This window comes from Paenibacillus sp. LjRoot153 (assembly GCF_964253085.1).
In the GTDB taxonomy this organism is placed as follows: domain Bacteria; phylum Bacillota; class Bacilli; order Paenibacillales; family NBRC-103111; genus Paenibacillus_E.
In genome coordinates this window covers 7,127,728-7,145,796 of sequence record NZ_CAXUQH020000001.1, presented here as the reverse complement: position 1 = coordinate 7,145,796, position 18,069 = coordinate 7,127,728, and the positions used below count along the sequence as shown (strand labels likewise).

Sequence of the window (18,069 nt, the reverse complement as noted above, 5' to 3'; positions counted from 1 at the left end):
CGTTGGCTCACTCTCATCCAGTAAAAAAACATACCGGGCTTATGGATTGGCTTACTACTGTCGATCATAAGAAAATCGGTATCCTGTATTTACTAGCGGGCGGCTTCTTCTTCCTTGTAGGAGGACTTGAAGCGATCTTGATTCGGATACAACTCGCTTATCCTGATCAACAAATTTTCGTTGGAGATTCATTTAACCAATTAACAACGATGCACGGAACAACGATGATTTTCTTTGCGGCAATGCCGGTCATCTTCGCTTTCATGAATGCCATCGTACCACTACAAATTGGTGCAAGGGACGTTGCGTTCCCATTCGTTAACTCGCTTGGTTTCTGGTTGTTCTTCGCCGGCGGTGTGCTAATGAACACTAGTTGGTTCTTAGGAGGAGCTCCAGATGCGGGTTGGACAGGATATGCACCTTTATCCTCGATCACCGATTCAAACTGGGGGGCAACTCTTGAAGGCAATTTGCAAGGAACTGACTTCTACGTTCTTGGTTTGCAAATTGCAGGTATCGGTACGCTAATCGGGGGGATTAACTTCCTCGTAACGATTATCAACATGCGTGCTCCTGGGCTTACATACATGCGTTTGCCTATGTTTACATGGTCTGCTTTTGTAACTTCAGGTTTGATCGTTCTTGCTTTCCCTGCGATTACGGTCGCATTGGTTGAACTTATGTTTGACCGCGTTTTCGGTGGTGCATTCTTTGATGCTGCCAGAGGCGGTAACAACGTGCTTTGGGAACACTTGTTCTGGATTTTTGGGCATCCCGAAGTTTACATTCTGATTCTTCCAGCCTTCGGTATTATTTCTGAGATCGTTTCTACTTTTTCGAAAAAACGTCTGTTCGGATACAGCTCCATGGTATTTGCAACAGTGCTAATTGGTTTCTTAGGATTCATGGTTTGGGTTCACCATATGTTTACAGCAGGTCTGGGCCCAGTAGCGAACTCGATCTTCGCGATTGCTACGATGGCGATTGCTGTTCCAACAGGTGTGAAAATCTTCAACTGGTTGTTCACACTATGGGGTGGTCAAATCCGTTTCACAACAGCGAATATCTTCGCAACAGCGTTCATTCCAACATTCGTTATGGGTGGAACTACAGGGGTTATGCTTGCGATTCCAGCGGCTGACTTTCAGTATCACGATACGTATTTCGTAGTAGCGCATTTCCACTATGTTATCGTTGGTGGTCTAGTGCTTGGTTTGTTCGCAGGTCTTTACTACTGGTGGCCGAAAATGTTCGGTCGTATGCTAAGTGAAGGTTTAGGTAAACTGCATTTCTGGTTGTTCTTCATCGGCTTCCATCTGACATTCTTCCCGCAGCATTTCTTGGGACTAATGGGGATGCCGCGACGTGTCTTTACGTATCAGCCAGGATACGATCTCGAAGTCGGTAACTTAGTTTCAACGGTTGGTGCATTCTTAATGGGTATTGGTACGTTGGTGTTCCTCATCAACATTATCTCTACAGCAAGAAAACCAATGACAGCTCCTGCAGATCCGTGGGATGGACGCTCCTTGGAGTGGACAATTCCATCACCTGCACCTGAGTATAACTTCAAACAAACTCCGCTTGTTCGCGGTTTAGATGCTTTCTGGAAAGAAAAAATGGCTGGTAACAAGCAAATGACACCAGCTGAGCCAATTGGTTCGATCCACATGCCTTCGGCATCGATCTTGCCACTTGTGATGTCTGTTGGTTTGTTCATCGCTGGTTTCGGCTTTATGTACAAAAACTACTATGTAGCTGCTGCAGGTATCGTAGTTACTTTCATTGCCATGTTCTTGCGTTCCGTATATGACGACCACGGTTGGCATATTGAGCCGGAAGAACTTGAAGACGATCATAAGGGGGTAAAGGCATGAGTAGTCATCACACGGGCGCACTGCCTGCTAATCCGGAAACGGCTACCCTCGAAGGGAAAAATAAAGTTCTTGGTTTCTGGCTTTTCCTCGGCGCTGAGGTTGTATTGTTCGGTTGCTTATTCGCAACTTACATTGCCCTTCGGAACTCTGTTCCGGATGGCCCAACTGCCGAAGAGATTTTCAAGCTTAAAACGGTTGGTTGGTCAACGTTCATTCTCTTGACAAGCAGCTTGACGAGTGTATTCGCGATTATTGCGATGCACCGTCAAAAAGTAGGTCAATTGCTGGCTTGGTTGGCAGTTACTGTTCTGTTCGGTCTTTCCTTCTTAGGAATGGAGATCTACGAGTTTTTCGAGTATGTTCACGAAGGACATAAGTTTACTACAAGTGCTTTTGCTACCTCGTTCTATACGTTGGTTGGCTTCCACGGTGCTCACGTAGCATTCGGTGTTTGCTGGATTACTCTGTTGATTTTGCAAGGACTCAAGAAAGGTCTTACAGTTGTTACGGCACCTAAGTTTTATGTCGCATCCCTGTACTGGCACTTTATCGACTTAGTCTGGGTATTTATCTTCACAGTTGTTTATCTGATGGGGAAGGTGGGTCACTAAATGAGCAGCAATTCTCATGATACACACGCACCTAGCAAGCGGGTTAAGCACGATTCACCTGTGAATCACTATTTGACTTACATTATCTCGATTCTACTCACGATGTTGGCATTCGCTGTCGTACTTTACGGAGATTTGGATCGTTCGTTTATCTTGATTTTCATCGTATCCCTTGGGATCGTGCAAGCACTCGTTCAGTTACTTTTCTGGATGCATGCCAAAGAGAGAGGACATTTGTTCCCTCTAATCTTTATCTTCGCAGGAGCATTCGTTGCTCTTACCGGTGTAATCACAGCCGTATATTGGGTTTGGTGGTAAAAAAGATAGAAGAGGCAACTTTGTCTAGACAAAGTGCCTCCTCTTTTTTTAAGTAGAGTTATTCGGAAGTAGTCAGCTTGAAAGGAGATAGATGCAGGTATGAGTCAGATTGGTGGATTTTTTGATTTGTGGAATCCTGTTTTATTGTTGATCGTCGTCGTGATCGGATATAGTTATGGTCGATTTGTCGTGAATGGGAATGGGAGCGCTGCGAAATCAGAGCCACTTTCGATCTCACAGCAGCTTCTCTTCTACGCAGGGCTAGTCTTATTCTATATTGGGCAAGGAAGTCCAATAAACTATATTGGGCATCACTACTTGTTCAGTATGCATATGCTGCAACAAACGATTCTTTACTTGATTGTGCCGATCTTCATTTGGTTAGGAACACCGGCTTGGTTGGTTCGTTCTTGCATGAAAAATATCGTGTTTCGCGGTTTATTTTCCTTCTTCACTCGGCCTCTGATCGCATTATTCATGTTCAATATGCTTTTCTCCATCTACCATATGCCTTTTATTATGGATTACTTGATGAAGAATGATGTACCGCTTCTTGCTTATCATACGATGCTCTTAGTGACGGCCTTTATTATGTGGTTCCCGGTATTTTGTCCGCTTCCTGAGCTGAATCGCTTGAACGATTTGAAGAAGATGGCATATATTTTCGGAAATGGTGTCTTGCTGACGCCCGCATGTGCGCTTATCATTTTTGCGGATTCGATTATTTACGATATGTATGACAACGTCACTGTTCCTTTTGCTCATTTGTCACCGATCGATGATCAACAGCTCGGTGGTGTAATCATGAAGATATTGCAAGAGATTATCTATGGTACTACATTAGCTTATATTTTCTTCCGCTGGTATCGCAGAGAGCGCAAGGATGAGGATGAATTGGATCCTATTCCATCACAAGATAGTTTGAATAATCAAGGCGGGAACTGGAATCGCGCTTAGAGAGAGGATTAGAAAGATGCACATATTACCCACGATTTCTACGATGTTTATTGTGATTAGTGCCATTTTTGTTGGGTTCGGATGGTATCATATCGTCAAAGGGAACCGGGATACGCATGAAAAGCTGATGGTTCTGGGCGCGATTTTCGCTTTAGCCTTTTTTATCATCTACATGTCTCGTACCTTATTTGAAGGAAACACGGCATTTGGTGGGCCGGAAAGCTTAAAGTTGCCTTACCATTTGTTCTTGTTCTTCCATATCACGTTGGCTACAATAGGAGGCGTTCTTGGCCTCATAACGCTTTGGTTCGCTTACAAAAAGAAGTTCCTTAAACATAAGAAAATCGGTAAAGTTGCCGCATTTGTGTGGCTGCTAACAGCTCCTACAGGTGTGATGGTTTACGTATTGTTGTATGTCTTGTATCCAGGCGGAACTACGAAGCCAGTCATTGATGCCATTTTTGGTTTGTAAAGAATAGATATAGCACGGAATGATGTGTAAGATCATCGTTCCGTGCTATTTTTTTGTCTTTATAAGGGTTGATTTTGTGATTTCGCCCATCGGTTTGTTGAAATCAACAATTTAACATGACGAAATGAGCATGCCATTCTTCATATTGCTCATAGGTTAATCCACTTGATTCCACTACGCTTAAGGAAGAGATGCATCTCACCATAACATGTAGTGGAGGGTCAACGAATGAAGAAAATCTTAGCGTCAACCATGATTGTCATGATGATGGGTACAGCCATTGCCTGTTCCTCGAAGACGGAATCGACGACAACAACGAGTGAGTCACAGTCACCAGCAACAACTACCGCGACGACGTATCCGATGACAACAGATAAAACCCTGACCTATTGGGGTGAGTTGAATGGGAACTTAACAGGTGTGAAAACGACACATGCGGATGTCCCCTTTTTCCAAGAGTGGCAGAAGAAAACGGGAGTTCCGCTTAAATTTTTAGCACCGCCTACGGGACAAGCCAAAGAAGCGTTAAACGTGATGCTGGCATCTGGAGATTTGCCGGATATGATCGAATACAACTTCTTGAGTGACTTCCCAGGTGGACCTGAGAAAGCCATTAAAGATGGTTACATTTTGAAATTGAATGATCTGATTGATAAATACGCGCCAAACCTGAAGAAATACCTCAAAGAGCATCCAGACGTCGACAAAATGGTGAAAACAGATAACGGCAGCTATTATGCGTTCCCTTTCATTCGTGGAGATGAGTATCTGCAGGTTTTCCAAGGCCCGATGATTCGAAAAGACTGGCTAGATGAGTTAGGACTACCAGTACCTGAAACGATTGATGACTGGACAACGACATTGAAGGCTTTTAAAGAGAAGAAAGGTGCAGCAGCGCCACTATCCTTTATCAGCAAACCTAGATTTTTTAATGAATCGTACAACGGTGCATTCTTAGGAGCCTTTGGCTTGAACCGCGGCTTCTATTTGGATAATGGGAAAATCAAGTTCGGACCATCGGAAAGTGGCTTCAAAGAGTACTTGAAGACGTTCCACCAATGGTATCAAGATGGCTTGCTAGATAAGAACATTGCTACAGTGGATACGAAGGCTTTGGATGGCAGCTTCGCAACGGGAGCGACAGGGGCAAGTATTGGTAACGCAGGCGGTGGTATGGGCAAATGGCAGCCACTAGTCCAGGCCAAAGATCCTAAAGCACAACTGGTAGCAGCGCCATATCCGGTACTTAAGAAAGGCGATACGCCGAAATTTGGTCAAAAGGATAACCCGTATTCCTCTGGAGGCATTGTCGCGGTAACAGCGAAGTCCAAGAATCCAGAATTAGCTGTGAAGATGCTGGATTATGGGTACAGTGAAGCTGGTCACATGTTCTTTAACTTCGGGACAGAGGGTGTTAGCTACTCGATGGTGGATGGCTATCCGAAATACACCGATTTGCTGATGAAGAATCCAGATAAGTTAGCACCTGCACAAGCGATGTCCATGTATATTCGCGGCAGCTACAATGGTCCATTTATCCAAGACAAGCGTTATGCGGAACAGTTCTTTGTACTGCCAACCCAACGTGATGCCATCAATGTGTGGAAGAAAACCGATACGGCCAAATACAGCTTGCCGCCGCTTACACCAACACCGGAAGAAAGCTCCGAATATGCGAAAATCATGGGCGACATGAACACGTTAGTGGATGAAATGACGCTGAAAATCATTTTGGGCAACGAGCCCGTAGATGGCTTTGAGAAGTATGTGGATAAAATGAAATCTCTGAATTTAAGCCGCGCTATCGAGATTCAGCAAGCAGCATTAGATCGCTATAACAAGCGATAAGTTTGATAAGCATGGCGAGATGAGGGGGATCTAGAATCTCCCTCTTCTACAAGTAAACTGGTGAGAGGGTGAGGATGGAGATGGAGATGGCGAATACACAGCCACTGGAGGGCGTAACGCTAACGAAGCAACGAACGGGGACAAATCGATATATCCGTGATTTTATCGCCAATAAGTACTTGTACCTGATGATGGTACCCGTGCTCGCTTATTATTTGATTTTTCATTATGCACCGATGTATGGTGCCTTAATTGCCTTCAAAGAATATTCACCAATGAAGGGAATTCTAGGAAGTGATTGGGTAGGTTTTAAGCATTTTCATGATTTTTTCAGCTCGTTTTACTTTTGGCGCATATTGAAAAATACGCTGGTTATCTCCTTGTACTCTTTGGTATTTGAGTTTCCTGCTCCGATTATTTTGGCCCTCTTGATTAATGAGGTACGGAGTAAGACGTTCAAACGCGTTGCACAAACGATTACGTATATGCCTTATTTTATATCGCTTGTTGTTATTTGTGGGATCATTACGGACTTTACGAATGCGGATGGGGTTATTAACAATATCGCAATGTCCTTCGGGTATGACGGGCAAGCCATGCTGCAGAAAGCGGAGTTGTTCCGACCGATCTACATTTTATCCGAGATTTGGCAGCGAATTGGATGGGAATCTATTATTTATATTGCAGCATTAATGAGTATTGATACGGAACAGTATGAAGCTGCACGCATGGATGGCGCAAGTCGCTGGAAACAGATGGTATACATCACATTGCCAGGTATTATGCCGACTATTGCGATTATGTTTATTTTGCGTATGGGTAATTTGTTGAACGTGGGCTTTGAGAAGATCATTCTGCTCTATAATCCTGTCACGTATGAAACGGCAGACGTGATTTCCTCTTTCGTCTATCGCAAAGGGTTGCTGGAGTTTGGATGGAGCTACAGCTCAGCTGTTGGCTTATTTAATTCCATTATCAATTTAATCCTACTCATTACAGCGAATTATATTAGTCGTAAAGTAAATGAAAGCAGCTTATGGTGAGGTGATGTTGATGAGAAAAGGACCTAGTTTCGTAGAAAGACTATTCGATATTGCTATTCATTTGATTTTGACGCTACTTGTAGTAGTTACGTTGTACCCTTTGCTTTACGTTTTATTTGCTTCGTTCAGTAATGCGAATGAATTAGTTGCTCACAAAGGGATTTTATATAAATCACTTGGCTTTAGTTGGGAAGCCTATAAAGGGGTTATGAAGAACCCCGGAATTCTCATCGGTTACCGAAACACCATGTTTATTGTGGTTGCTGGTGTTATCGTCAACCTTCTGATGACAGCATTAGGTGCATACGTGCTATCTAGAAAAAATGTCATCTGGAATAAGGCATTTATGATCATTATCGTGATCACAATGTTCTTCCATGGGGGCTTAATCCCACTCTATTTGATCGTTAAAAATGTAGGCTTGCTCGACACCCTATGGGCGACGATTATTCCATTCTCCATTAGCACATTTAATTTGATTATTATGCGAACAGCATTTATGGCGATACCAGACAGCCTAGAGGAGTCGGCCAAAATCGATGGGGCCAATCACTTTACGATTTTGTTCCGAATCATCATCCCGCTGTCCATGCCCGTCATTGCCGTCATGATTCTGTACTATGCGGTAGATAAATGGAATGGTTGGTTCTACGCATCGATCTTTATCAAAAATCGCGACCTCTTTCCGCTGCAGCTCGTTCTCAGAGAAATCTTAATTTCCAACTCAACAGATGGTATGTCCGTGGGAGCCGATGCGGGTGATCGCTTCCAGATTGGGGAAACCATTAAATATGCGACGATCGTCGTGGCGACATTGCCAATTCTGTGTGTCTATCCATTTGTACAACGATTCTTTGTCAAAGGGGTTATGGTAGGTTCCCTGAAGGGATAGACCATGTAAATAGGGACCTAGTAGCGCTTTTATCAATCGGATTTGTCATTTTGGACATTCCTCCCCTTGCGAACAGAGGTATAATAGAGTGAAGGAGACAATCCCTTCAGAGGAATTTTCAAGGTGGCGCAGCGGGAGGAGATCCATGTGAAGCTTCGATTTTTTTGGCCCAAAAGAAAAAGTATTATATTTACCTGGTTGTTATCCTACAGTGCCGTATTATTCGTACCTATGCTGATGAGCATCCTCATATACTCGCAGTCTAGTCATGCATTAAAGAGTGAAATTCATCGTGCGAATGATTCATTGCTGAAACAAGTCCGTTACACGATCGACACGCAATTCGATTTGATGAAACGGTTGAATATGGAAATTACTTGGAATGCTAAACTTCAAAGTCTGATGTACACCAATATACGAACAAATGATGATCAATATCTGGCTTTTCAGCTCGTAAAAGAGTTTCGGATGTATCAAACCTCATATGCGACGATCGATGAATTTTATGTGACTTGGGATCAGGAGGCTTCAATTCTCCGTCCAGGCAATATGCGAGATCTGCATACAGCGTTTGATACGATCCACAATACAGGTACCCTCCGGTATGAACAATGGCTGGATACGATCCACCAAGCTACGAATAACCAATTTTTGATCCTTCCCCGTGTAGATGCAGGTCCGTCTGCCTCCTCCATCGCGTATGTCACACACCTGCCCAAGGATTTGAATGGTAAGCAGACAGGTACAGTCGTTGTGATGGCTGATAGGGAACGGTTCGAGAAGGCAATTGAAAGCATTTCAGGGTTCAGCGGTGGGCAAATCGTCATCCTTAATCATGACAATCAAGTTCTCCTCTCCAATGTCCCTGTGACGGTGAATAAGAATCTCATTTTGGAGCAATTGCCGGATGAGGATAATGTGACGTATAAACCTTCGCAGGATGGAGAATCAGAGCTTTTCTATATTCAATCGGCTGTTTCTGATTTGAAATATGTACTGATCATTCCAAGCCGTATGTATTGGGAAAAAGCGGAGTATGTCCGCAAGTTTACTTATATCAGCATACTGATCAGCTTATTTGGTGCAGCGGTGCTAACGTGGTTCTTTCTGCGCCGTAACTACTCACCGATCCAACGTTTGGTTCAATCGATTTCTGACAAAAATGCCTTTGAAGAACGCGCAGATGGGAATGAACTGCATTTCATTCAGAAAGTGATCTCGCATACGCGTAATGAGAAGGATCAAATAGCGCTGCAGCTGCAATCTCACCATCACGTACTCCGTTCGAATATGTTAAATCGGCTGTTGAAGGGGCGAATTGATTCGCTCGTTTCGTACGAGGAAGCTTTCAAAACCTTTCATATGGATTTGATTTCGAATCATTTCGCAGTTATCCTGTTTGCGGTTGAGAATTCCGATAGTATATCTACGAATTTGCCAGGTATGGACATCAGTGAACGCAGAAAATTAATGCAGTTCATTATCACGAATGTCGTTGAAGAGCTCGTCGGTCATCGCCAGCATGCCGGTTATGTGGCTGAGATCGATGACATGATGGTTTGTTTGGTGAACTTTGCAGAAGCGGATGCGGCAGAGCGAAAGGTCGATCTGGATTGGATTGCCGCAGAAGCACAGCGGTTCCTAACAAGGTTCCATATGGATTTAACGATCTCCATCAGCGGTGTTCACCCTTCTTTCATTGGCGTTGCCGAGGCATACAGTGAAGCTTTGGACGCGATGGAATATAAGATGGTTAGAGGGAAAAGAGAGATCATCACCTACGATGAGATCCGTATCGACACGGCAGATAAGCTGCAGCTGGGTTATTACTATCCGCTCCAAGTGGAGCAGCAAATTATTAATCTCATCAAAACGGGAGATATTGATCAAGCTTCAGCTAGTATGAACGAGATTATGGGGCGCAATTTCGATAAGCCGCTGGTGTCGCTTACTTTGGCCAGATGTCTTATCTTCAATCTTGTAGGTACGATGGTGAAAGCGATGAATGAGATTGGGGACGGAACTACGCAGCCTTGGCTAGGGGACAACCCGTTATGGATGGATAAAATCATTGCCTGCGACACTATCCTGGAAATGCAGCAAGAGCTGCAGCTGCTGCTCAGAGAGGTATGCGCGTTTGCCGCTTCCAAAATAGAAGCGAACCAGACGAAAGAACGCACGGAAACCTTGCGCGAGCTAATCGCGAAAGTTATGCAATTTATCGAGGAGCAATATCAAGACGCTAATTTGAATGTGAATACGATTGGTGAAAACTTTGCCTTAAGAGGCAGCTACGTGTCCAAATTATTCAAGGATCAGACAGGTGAGGGTTTACTCGACTACATTACAAAATACCGCATTCAACAAGCGAAGAAGATGATCAGCTATAAGCAAGATTCGATCTCGGAGATCGCGCGGCTAGTTGGCTATAATGAAGTGGCTACATTTATTCGTGTTTTCAAGAAATACGAGGGAATAACGCCTGGGAAATATAAGGAAATGAACTGATGAGGGTAACACGATCAGATGCGGGGAGGGGAACGGAATGAGCAGACGAGCCAGCAGTAAGACGCTATTACTTCTAAGTATAATCACCCTTGGACTGACGGCATGCTCATCTGAGAGCCCGACGAATCTTACGACACCGTCAGGGCAGCCTACAGCTACGGCCAAGGATAAGGAGCCGTCTGTGCCAGCAGCTGCGAAGCTGACCTATTGGTCAGAGCTGAATGGGAATGCCGCGAGTGTGAAAGCGAAATTCAAGGATATTCCCTTTTTCCAAGAATGGCAGAAGCGAACTGGGGTCCAGCTTTCCTTCATACAGCCATCAGCGAATCAGGCCAAGGAAGCGATGAATGTCTTATTAGCCTCTGGCGACTTGCCCGATATGATGGAGTACGAGTGGGACAGCTTCCCTGGCGGGCCGGAAAAGGCGATCAAAGATGGCTATATTTTGAGACTGAATGAGGTTATTGATAAGTATGCACCTAATCTGAAGAAGTACTTAAAGGATCATCCCGAAATCGATAAGCAAATTCGGACCGATGATGGCAGCTATTACGTTTTCCCTTTTATTCGTGGTGACGATAAGCTTCGTACCTATCAAGGGCCTATTATCCGGCAGGATTGGCTTAACGAGCTCGGGCTAGAGGTGCCAACCACGATAGAGGAATGGCATACGGTGCTCAAGGCGTTCAAGGAGAAGAAGGGAATTGCAGCTCCATTGACATTCCTGGGGGTGCCGAATCCGCTGTTCGGGATTGAGGGCGGCGCTTTTGTAGGGGCATATGGGATTCGAAAAGGGTTCTATCAGGATCATGGTGAGGTAAAATACGGCCCGATGGAGAAGGGCTATCAAGATTTCTTGGCCACTTTCCGAGGGTGGTATGAGGAAGGATTAATTGATAAGAATATCGCTTCCGTAGATACCAAAACGATGGACTCCAATATGGTAACGGGGCGAAGTGGAGCAACGATTTGGAATGCGGGGGCAGGCATTGGGAAATGGCAGCCACTTGTCGAGGAGAAAAATAAGTCGGCTTTGTTTGCTGCGGCCCCTTATCCCGTCTTGCATAAAGGAGAGAAGCCTAAATTCGGGCAGAAAAGCTACGCGTATGTCGGTACCGGTGGGGTAGCTATATCAAGTAATAGTCAACATGCGGCGGAGGCTGCGAAGTTACTTGATTACGGCTATAGCGACGAAGGTCATATGCTCTTTAATTTCGGGATTGAAGGAACGAGCTACACGTTGAAAGACGGTTATCCAACCTATACGGATTGGATCCTGCGGAATCCAGACAAGCTGGCACCTTCGCAAGCCTTATCAATGTATACGAGAGCAAGCTATTTCGGGCCGTTCGTTCAGGATGTTCGGTATGTGGAGCAATATTACACCTTGCCTGAGCAAAGGAAAGCAATTGGAATCTGGGCGGATACGCAAGTTGAATCGTATACGTTACCGCAAATTCCGAAGACGGAGCTTGAGAGTGCTGAATTTTCTTCCATTATGATGGATGTGATGACACTCGTCGATGAAATGTCTCTGAAGATTATTCTCGGCGTCGAGCCGCTTGATGCGTTCGATAGCTACGTTAGTAAGATGAAAGCATCCAAAATTGATCGAGCCATTGAAATCCAAAAGTTAGCGTTAAATCGCTATGAGAAGCGTTGATGGCTTCTCTTTTTTTTGTTTTCTCGAAGAAAAATTCATTGTTTTTCCATTTTCATGTAAAATAGTGTGCGTAAGCAATTTCATGAGGGAAGGCAGGCTCAGTTGATGACATACCCTTTGATTGTTCAAGAAGTATCGAAGCAGTACGGGGATAAAACCGCCGTGAATCGGATCCAACTGCAAGTGAAGCAGGGAGAAATTTACGGCTTGTTAGGCGCAAACGGGGCTGGTAAAACGACAACGATGCGGATGGTTCTCGGACTTATATACCCAGATGAAGGTAACATATTGTGGAACGGACAGGGATATCGGGAAGAGCTGAGAAGCTTAATGGGGTATTTGCCTGAAGAGCGTGGCTTATATCCTAAAGTTAAAATTAGCGAGCAGATCTTATACTTAGCTGAACTTAGGGGCATGAAACGACGCGAAGCAGAGCGCAGCTTGAAGATATGGTTAGAAAGATTTGAGGTTCCTGACTATTACAACCGCAAGGTTGAGGAGCTATCCAAAGGGAACCAGCAGAAGATTCAATTCATTGCAGCGGTCATTCATAATCCCGAGATTCTTATTCTAGATGAAGCCTTCAGCGGGCTAGATCCGGTGAATGTTGAGTTGCTGAAGAAAACGGTGAAAAGCCTCCGTGATGAAGGGAAAACGATTTTATTTTCCAGTCATCGGATGGAGCATGTGGAGGAACTTTGTGAGAATATCTGTATGCTGCATCGCTCAAATACGATTCTTCAAGGGTGCTTAAAGGACATTAAAGCGAGCTTCCCGAAGGAGAGAGTTGTGCTGGAGACAGCGACGAGTGTAGAGGGGTTAGAGAAGCTTCAAGGCGTAACCTCGGTGAACCAAGGGCTAAATGGGTACGAGCTTCGCATCGCACAACCGGAAGCCGCGCAGCGTATTCTGCAATACGCGATGGAACGGTCCACTGTGCAGCGTTTTCAAATTATGGAGCCAACCTTGAATGAAATTTTTATCCAGAAGGTGGGAAGCCAAAATGAATAGTATATGGACAGTCATTAAATTTACATTCCTGTCTCGCTTTCGTACGAAATCGTTTCAAGTGATGAGTCTCATCTTACTAATCCTCATGTCACTTTTGATCCATCTTCCAGCCATTATTAAGCATTTTTCTTCCGATGAGGCGATGAAAATAGGGGTATTTGGTACGCAACAAGCGATTGTGGCGTCCAAATTAGAAGCTTTTTATAACAATCAGCCGAATGCAGAGATACAAATTGTACCCCTTTCAGATCAAGGCAGTGTAGAAGCAAATGAGGCGTATGGGAAGCAGCAAATCGCAGATAAAAAGATTAAGGGATACTTAGAGTTCACGGATGGGAAACAGGGCGGATTCCCGAAGCTGCGCTATAAATCAACAGGAACGCTGGATTCCTCACCAAAAAATAAGCTGCAAACGGCACTTCAGCTAATCAAGACGGATATGGTGCTGCAAGGAGCTGGTCTGCCAGATACGCTAAAAACCGATATCCAAACACCTGTGTCGTTGGAAACCGTGCAAATATCCACAACGGATCAAGCTGTTACGGGCAAAACAGAGTCCCAAATGAGGTTGTCTTATATACTGGTTTATATTCTACTCTTCATGCTTTACATGGGTGCAATTGGATTTGGGAATCTCGTTGCAACAGAAATCACAGCGGAGAAAAGCACGCGCGTCATGGAATTACTCATTACAAGCGTGACACCGCTGAAGCAGATGTTTGGTAAAATTATTGGCATTTGCTTGCTGGCTCTAGCACAAATTGCTGTACTCATCGCCGTTTCTGTCCTTAATATCCAGTTAAGCGATGCCTCGGCCATCAAGGATCTGAATATCAGTTGGAGCGATTTAGAAATATCTCTGATCGTTTATTTCTTAATTTTTTACTTACTCGGTTTCTTCATCTATGCGACGATTTTCGCAGCAATAGGCTCGCTTGTCAGCCGCACTGAGGATGTGGGGCCGGCCATTATGCCAGTTACCTATATCATCGTAGCGGCGTTCATGATTGCGATCTTCGGACTTAACTATCCGAATGCCCCGTTCGTGGTGACGATGTCATTCGTGCCATTTTTCTCGCCGATGATTATGTTCTTACGTATCGGAATGAGCAGCCCGCCGTTCTGGCAGGTAGCGCTTTCGATCATCATTCAGCTGCTTTCGATCGGCGCGATGGCATGGCTTGCGGCTAAGATCTACCGCACCGGCGTGCTGATGTATGGCAAGCGGCCGACGTTGAAGGAATTGCGCAAGGCGATGCGGGCGTATCGGTAGGGAGTTAACCCAATACAGGAAGAAGACACCCGTGTTTCAGAGTTGTCTTCTTCCTGTATGTTATTTCGGTAGCATAGTTGGATCAAACCCTTGTGGGAAGATGTCTTCAAAACGGTCCTTTTTCTCGTATAAGTTGTACCACGCTTCAGCAATGACATCTGGATCTCCTGCTGTCCCTGCTTGTATGAGCGTTCCGATTGAAAGATGTCCGACGAATATGCCTTTTTCTTTTAATGCATTGTACAGATTAGTAGCATAATTACGAATCCCCGACATTACAATGCCGCCATTCCCGACAAAAGGTAAAGGAAACATAGCCGATATGCCTGTTGTAAACAGAATGGCCCCTGAACCGTTATTCATCATATCTGGCAATACTTCATTGACCGAAAGAACAGCAGGCAGCAAGTAGCTGTTTACTTGCTCTACTACACTTTCAGGCGTTGTTTCTAGCACATTTGTAAATGTACCCCACCCTGCATAAGGACTAAATTCTAACACATCAATAGACCCGAAATCTTTCTTAATAGCTTGAATCGCTTGTTTTAACGCAACCAAATCGGTGACATCCGCTACGTAAGACTTCACCTCAATATTTAGCTCTTTATTGTCGGGTAAGGAGAAGGTAATGGCGACAAAAGTGATGAATGTACGAATGACACACACCAAGCAGCATTTAATAAATGCTTTTTTCCAGTTAGTATCTGAGAAGGATTTTGAAAAAAAAACAGTAGCGGATATAACCCAAAGAGCACAAGTTAATCGGGCTACATTTTATGCACACTTCAATGACAAGTATGAATTATTAGACTACATTTTGGGGGATTCCGCATCAGCTGCTATCGAAAAACGTACTTCAGGCGTAGTGAAATTTGATCAAGACAGCATGAATCAACTCGTGCTAGCGGTATGCGATTTTTATCAACAACCGAAAATACAATGTCGCAGCAGTTATATAGGTTTAGTCGTACCTCAATTGAAAGAAAAAATTGTAAATGAGTTGAAGATCTATTTGTCCAAAAGTTTAGAAAACACGCATACAGAAATAATGAAGAGTGTTTATGTGCCTATTTTTGCAAAAATCATACACGAAGGAGCTTTTCAATGGGCTTCTGGAAACGTAGGAATGAATAAAGAGGAAGTTGCCAAGAGGGTCTCATTATTAGTATTAGGAGGATATCGGTCTTCCGAATTATCGGTAGGGGAGGAACTAGAATAAAAAAGCGACCTTCAGCCAGCATGGCTAGAGATCGCTTTTTTGTTTTACTAAGAAAGCTTCAACAACATCGACGCATGCGGGGCAAGTGTAAAAGAAAGTTCTTGTGGCGTACCGAGTTCCTCGCGATTCCATAGGTCACGCACACTTCCGATCGAATCGGTACCAAGCTGGGAAGGTGTCACTTTAACGGTCTGGATTTCATCACCAGCATTGAACAAAGCGACATAACGAACACCGTCAGCGCCATTCGAAGTCCAGACAACACGTTCATTCTCTCGGTACAATTGACGGGCATCTCGTCCGTTACGAAGGACATCCAGCACTTCTTCATTCGTAAGTAGTGACAATGTCCACTCATCATTGTCCCTTAGCTCTCCTCCAAACATAAGTGGGGAACGGAAGATTGCCCAAAGCGTCATCATTGTTTTCTGCTCGTCCTTTGTGAATCGCGTCCAGCGGTCGCTAGCCCCACCGTCAACAGAACGAATGCCGATGTGACCGAGAGGCAGCATATCGCAATCCGGCCAATTTCCTGAGCCAACATGCGGTGCCCATTTCTCACACCGTTCGAACATGCCATAGAGTAGTCGCCAGATATCCCAGAAGTCATCGGTCATACGCCAGAGGTTGGCGTTCTCCTTCAACTCTTCAGCGAACTCAAGCGGCGCCGGACCAGGAGATAGGCTCAGCACCATCGGGCGGCCACATTTATCTATTGCCTTCCGAATAAGTTGAATTTCGTCTAGTTGAATGCCGTAGAGCAACGAATCTGCGATATCGTCGACTTTGACATAATCTACGCCCCACGAGGCATATAGCTCGAATAATGAATCATAATAGGCCTGTGCGCCTTCCTTGGACGGATCGACGCCGTACATATCTGTATTCCACTTGCAAATCGCGCCATTCCACGTCTTTGCAATGGACCGCGCGCTTGCATGTGTCCCAAGTATGGGGGTATCAGCATGAACCGCTTGTCGTGGGATTCCTCTCATGATATGAATACCAAACTTCAACCCCAGGCCGTGAACGTAATCAGCCAATGGCTTGAAACCTTGTCCATCTGCGGCGGAAGGAAAACGATTTGAGGCCGGTATGAGACGGGAAAACGCATCCATCTCGAGTGGAACATAAGGACGATAAGCAGAAGAAACAGCTCCAGGCTCGTACCACTGTATATCGACGACAACATACTCCCAGCCGTAAGGTTTTAGATATTCAGCCATATAGTCTGCGTTCCCACGCACTTCTTCTTCATTAACGGCTGCGCCATAACAATCCCAACTATTCCAGCCGAGCGGCGGTATAGCAGCCCATTGGTGATGATTAGTCATTAGATGAACTCGTCCCTTCTCGATTAAAGTAATAGCCATATAATAAGACGAAGCAGTTATGGAAGCTAGCGTAATGTTTTGCTGTCGTATGTAAAATATTGCGGTATGTGTCTAATTGAATACGATCTGATCGATTGAAAGAAGTTCCTTTCCTTCACGGAACCTGCTTGGCGAGTAGCCGGTCCAACTGCGGAATACTTTGCTAAAATAGCTGCCATTTTGGTAGCCGACCTCCCTAGCGATCTCTTCAACTGTTAAAGAGCTGCTACGAAGCAGTTTCACGGCAAGTTCGATTCGGAGTTTAGAGGTGTAGGCCATTGGTGAAAAGCTAGTCGCTTGATGGAAGGTACGCGCCAGATGGTACTTTGAGCTGCCAGCTGCTTCCGCAATTTGGTCAAGTCCTTCCAGTATTCGAAAGTTGATCTCAATATAATCAGCCGCCCGTCGAACGATCTCTGGCCAATTACTTCGCTCCTGGCGTTGCGCACTGCTGCTTCGAAGAAGCTCCATCAGGAAGCTATAAACAAGGGAAGATGCGTAATAACCGTCTTTTATTGCGCCAATTCGGGCTTCTGAGTAGATGGTTTCTAGCCGACGAATGGCTAAGCTGCGGGGTTCGAACTGTGGCATCGGTCCAAGCTCCTGGAGGATTTCCTTCCACAAATGCTGCAGATGGCTCTGCCTAAATAAAGCGAAATAGAACGACCAATGTGAGCTGTCCTCAGGTAAATAGTAGCGATGCCTGCCGGGTATTTCAACCAAAAAGGAAGTTCCCTCCGGTACATCGTGATGTTGGCCGTCTAGCTCGATCTTCCCGCGTCCGGAAATCGTATATTGGAACAAATATAGGGGCCCGTCTATTCGCTTCATGCCGTCCCAATCATATTCTTGCTGCCGAATATCCTGAAAACCAACGGCAAATAACTGGTAAAGCGGAAGCACGGGGTTTTCTTGGAAACGGTACCCGTAAACGCCGTAGTTATCTTTTATTAACATAATCGCTGGTTTCCCCTTGTATAAATATTTGAATTCGAATACGTCTT

16 protein-coding genes are annotated in these 18,069 nt (G+C 44.8%); 13 read left to right on the top strand and 3 right to left on the bottom strand.

Annotated features, from left to right (window positions below):
• Positions 1–41 precede the first annotated feature (41 nt).
• From ctaD to ACSQ8P_RS30845, 12 genes are all read left to right on the top strand, one after another.
• Positions 42–1,877: a cytochrome c oxidase subunit I gene (gene ctaD, locus ACSQ8P_RS30900; RefSeq protein WP_436239652.1), complete on the top strand. Its 1,836-nt coding sequence runs from the start codon at positions 42–44 to the stop codon at positions 1,875–1,877.
• The gene (locus ACSQ8P_RS30895; RefSeq protein ID WP_436238684.1) at positions 1,874–2,488 is read left to right on the top strand and encodes a cytochrome (ubi)quinol oxidase subunit III; all 615 of its coding nucleotides are present in this window, start codon (positions 1,874–1,876) and stop codon (positions 2,486–2,488) included. Before ctaD ends, ACSQ8P_RS30895 begins: the two co-directional genes overlap by 4 nt.
• Complete coding sequence (locus tag ACSQ8P_RS30890; RefSeq protein WP_057315113.1) at positions 2,489–2,806, top strand: cytochrome C oxidase subunit IV family protein; 318 nt, start codon at positions 2,489–2,491, stop codon at positions 2,804–2,806. It abuts the gene before it with no gap.
• A 99-nt stretch (positions 2,807–2,905) separates the two neighbouring features.
• On the top strand, positions 2,906–3,763 hold the full coding sequence (locus tag ACSQ8P_RS30885) for a cytochrome c oxidase assembly protein (protein WP_436238683.1): 858 nt from the start codon (positions 2,906–2,908) through the stop codon (positions 3,761–3,763).
• A 16-nt stretch (positions 3,764–3,779) separates the two neighbouring features.
• The gene (locus ACSQ8P_RS30880; RefSeq protein ID WP_436238682.1) at positions 3,780–4,235 is read left to right on the top strand and encodes a DUF420 domain-containing protein; all 456 of its coding nucleotides are present in this window, start codon (positions 3,780–3,782) and stop codon (positions 4,233–4,235) included.
• Positions 4,236–4,463: 228 nt separating this feature from the next.
• The gene (locus ACSQ8P_RS30875) at positions 4,464–6,083 is read left to right on the top strand and encodes an extracellular solute-binding protein (protein WP_436238681.1); all 1,620 of its coding nucleotides are present in this window, start codon (positions 4,464–4,466) and stop codon (positions 6,081–6,083) included.
• 86 nt (positions 6,084–6,169) lie between these two features.
• The gene (locus ACSQ8P_RS30870; RefSeq protein WP_436239651.1) at positions 6,170–7,126 is read left to right on the top strand and encodes an ABC transporter permease; all 957 of its coding nucleotides are present in this window, start codon (positions 6,170–6,172) and stop codon (positions 7,124–7,126) included.
• Between the two features lie 10 nt (positions 7,127–7,136).
• Entirely contained in the window at positions 7,137–8,018 is an 882-nt protein-coding gene (locus ACSQ8P_RS30865) for a carbohydrate ABC transporter permease (protein ID WP_068663236.1), read from the top strand.
• 147 nt (positions 8,019–8,165) lie between these two features.
• Positions 8,166–10,526: a helix-turn-helix domain-containing protein gene (locus ACSQ8P_RS30860; RefSeq protein WP_436238680.1), complete on the top strand. Its 2,361-nt coding sequence runs from the start codon at positions 8,166–8,168 to the stop codon at positions 10,524–10,526.
• A gap of 37 nt (positions 10,527–10,563) precedes the next feature.
• Positions 10,564–12,189, top strand: a complete 1,626-nt coding sequence (locus ACSQ8P_RS30855) for an extracellular solute-binding protein (RefSeq protein ID WP_436238679.1) — start codon at positions 10,564–10,566, stop codon at positions 12,187–12,189.
• A 105-nt stretch (positions 12,190–12,294) separates the two neighbouring features.
• Positions 12,295–13,200 (top strand): ABC transporter ATP-binding protein, encoded by a 906-nt coding sequence (locus ACSQ8P_RS30850; protein WP_436238678.1) that lies wholly within the window; start codon positions 12,295–12,297, stop codon positions 13,198–13,200.
• Positions 13,193–14,473, top strand: coding sequence for an ABC transporter permease (locus ACSQ8P_RS30845; RefSeq protein ID WP_436238677.1), 1,281 nt, complete (start codon positions 13,193–13,195; stop codon positions 14,471–14,473). Before ACSQ8P_RS30850 ends, ACSQ8P_RS30845 begins: the two co-directional genes overlap by 8 nt.
• Before the next feature lie 60 nt (positions 14,474–14,533).
• On the opposite strand, the gene ACSQ8P_RS30840 is transcribed toward ACSQ8P_RS30845, so the two are convergent.
• Positions 14,534–15,139, bottom strand: a complete 606-nt coding sequence (locus ACSQ8P_RS30840; protein ID WP_436238676.1) for an SDR family NAD(P)-dependent oxidoreductase — start codon at positions 15,137–15,139, stop codon at positions 14,534–14,536.
• Between ACSQ8P_RS30840 and ACSQ8P_RS30835 the strand changes: the two genes are divergently transcribed.
• A complete protein-coding gene (locus ACSQ8P_RS30835; RefSeq protein WP_436238675.1) occupies positions 15,129–15,692 on the top strand; it encodes a TetR/AcrR family transcriptional regulator in 564 nt (187 codons plus the stop codon). The genes ACSQ8P_RS30840 and ACSQ8P_RS30835 overlap by 11 nt on opposite strands.
• A 47-nt stretch (positions 15,693–15,739) precedes the next feature.
• Here ACSQ8P_RS30835 and ACSQ8P_RS30830 read toward each other — a convergent pair whose 3' ends face one another.
• Positions 15,740–17,026 (bottom strand): glycoside hydrolase family 27 protein, encoded by a 1,287-nt coding sequence (locus ACSQ8P_RS30830; RefSeq protein WP_436238674.1) that lies wholly within the window; start codon positions 17,024–17,026, stop codon positions 15,740–15,742.
• Positions 17,027–17,137: 111 nt separating this feature from the next.
• On the bottom strand, positions 17,138–18,022 hold the full coding sequence (locus ACSQ8P_RS30825) for a helix-turn-helix domain-containing protein (protein WP_436238673.1): 885 nt from the start codon (positions 18,020–18,022) through the stop codon (positions 17,138–17,140).
• Between the last annotated feature and the right edge of the window lie 47 nt (positions 18,023–18,069).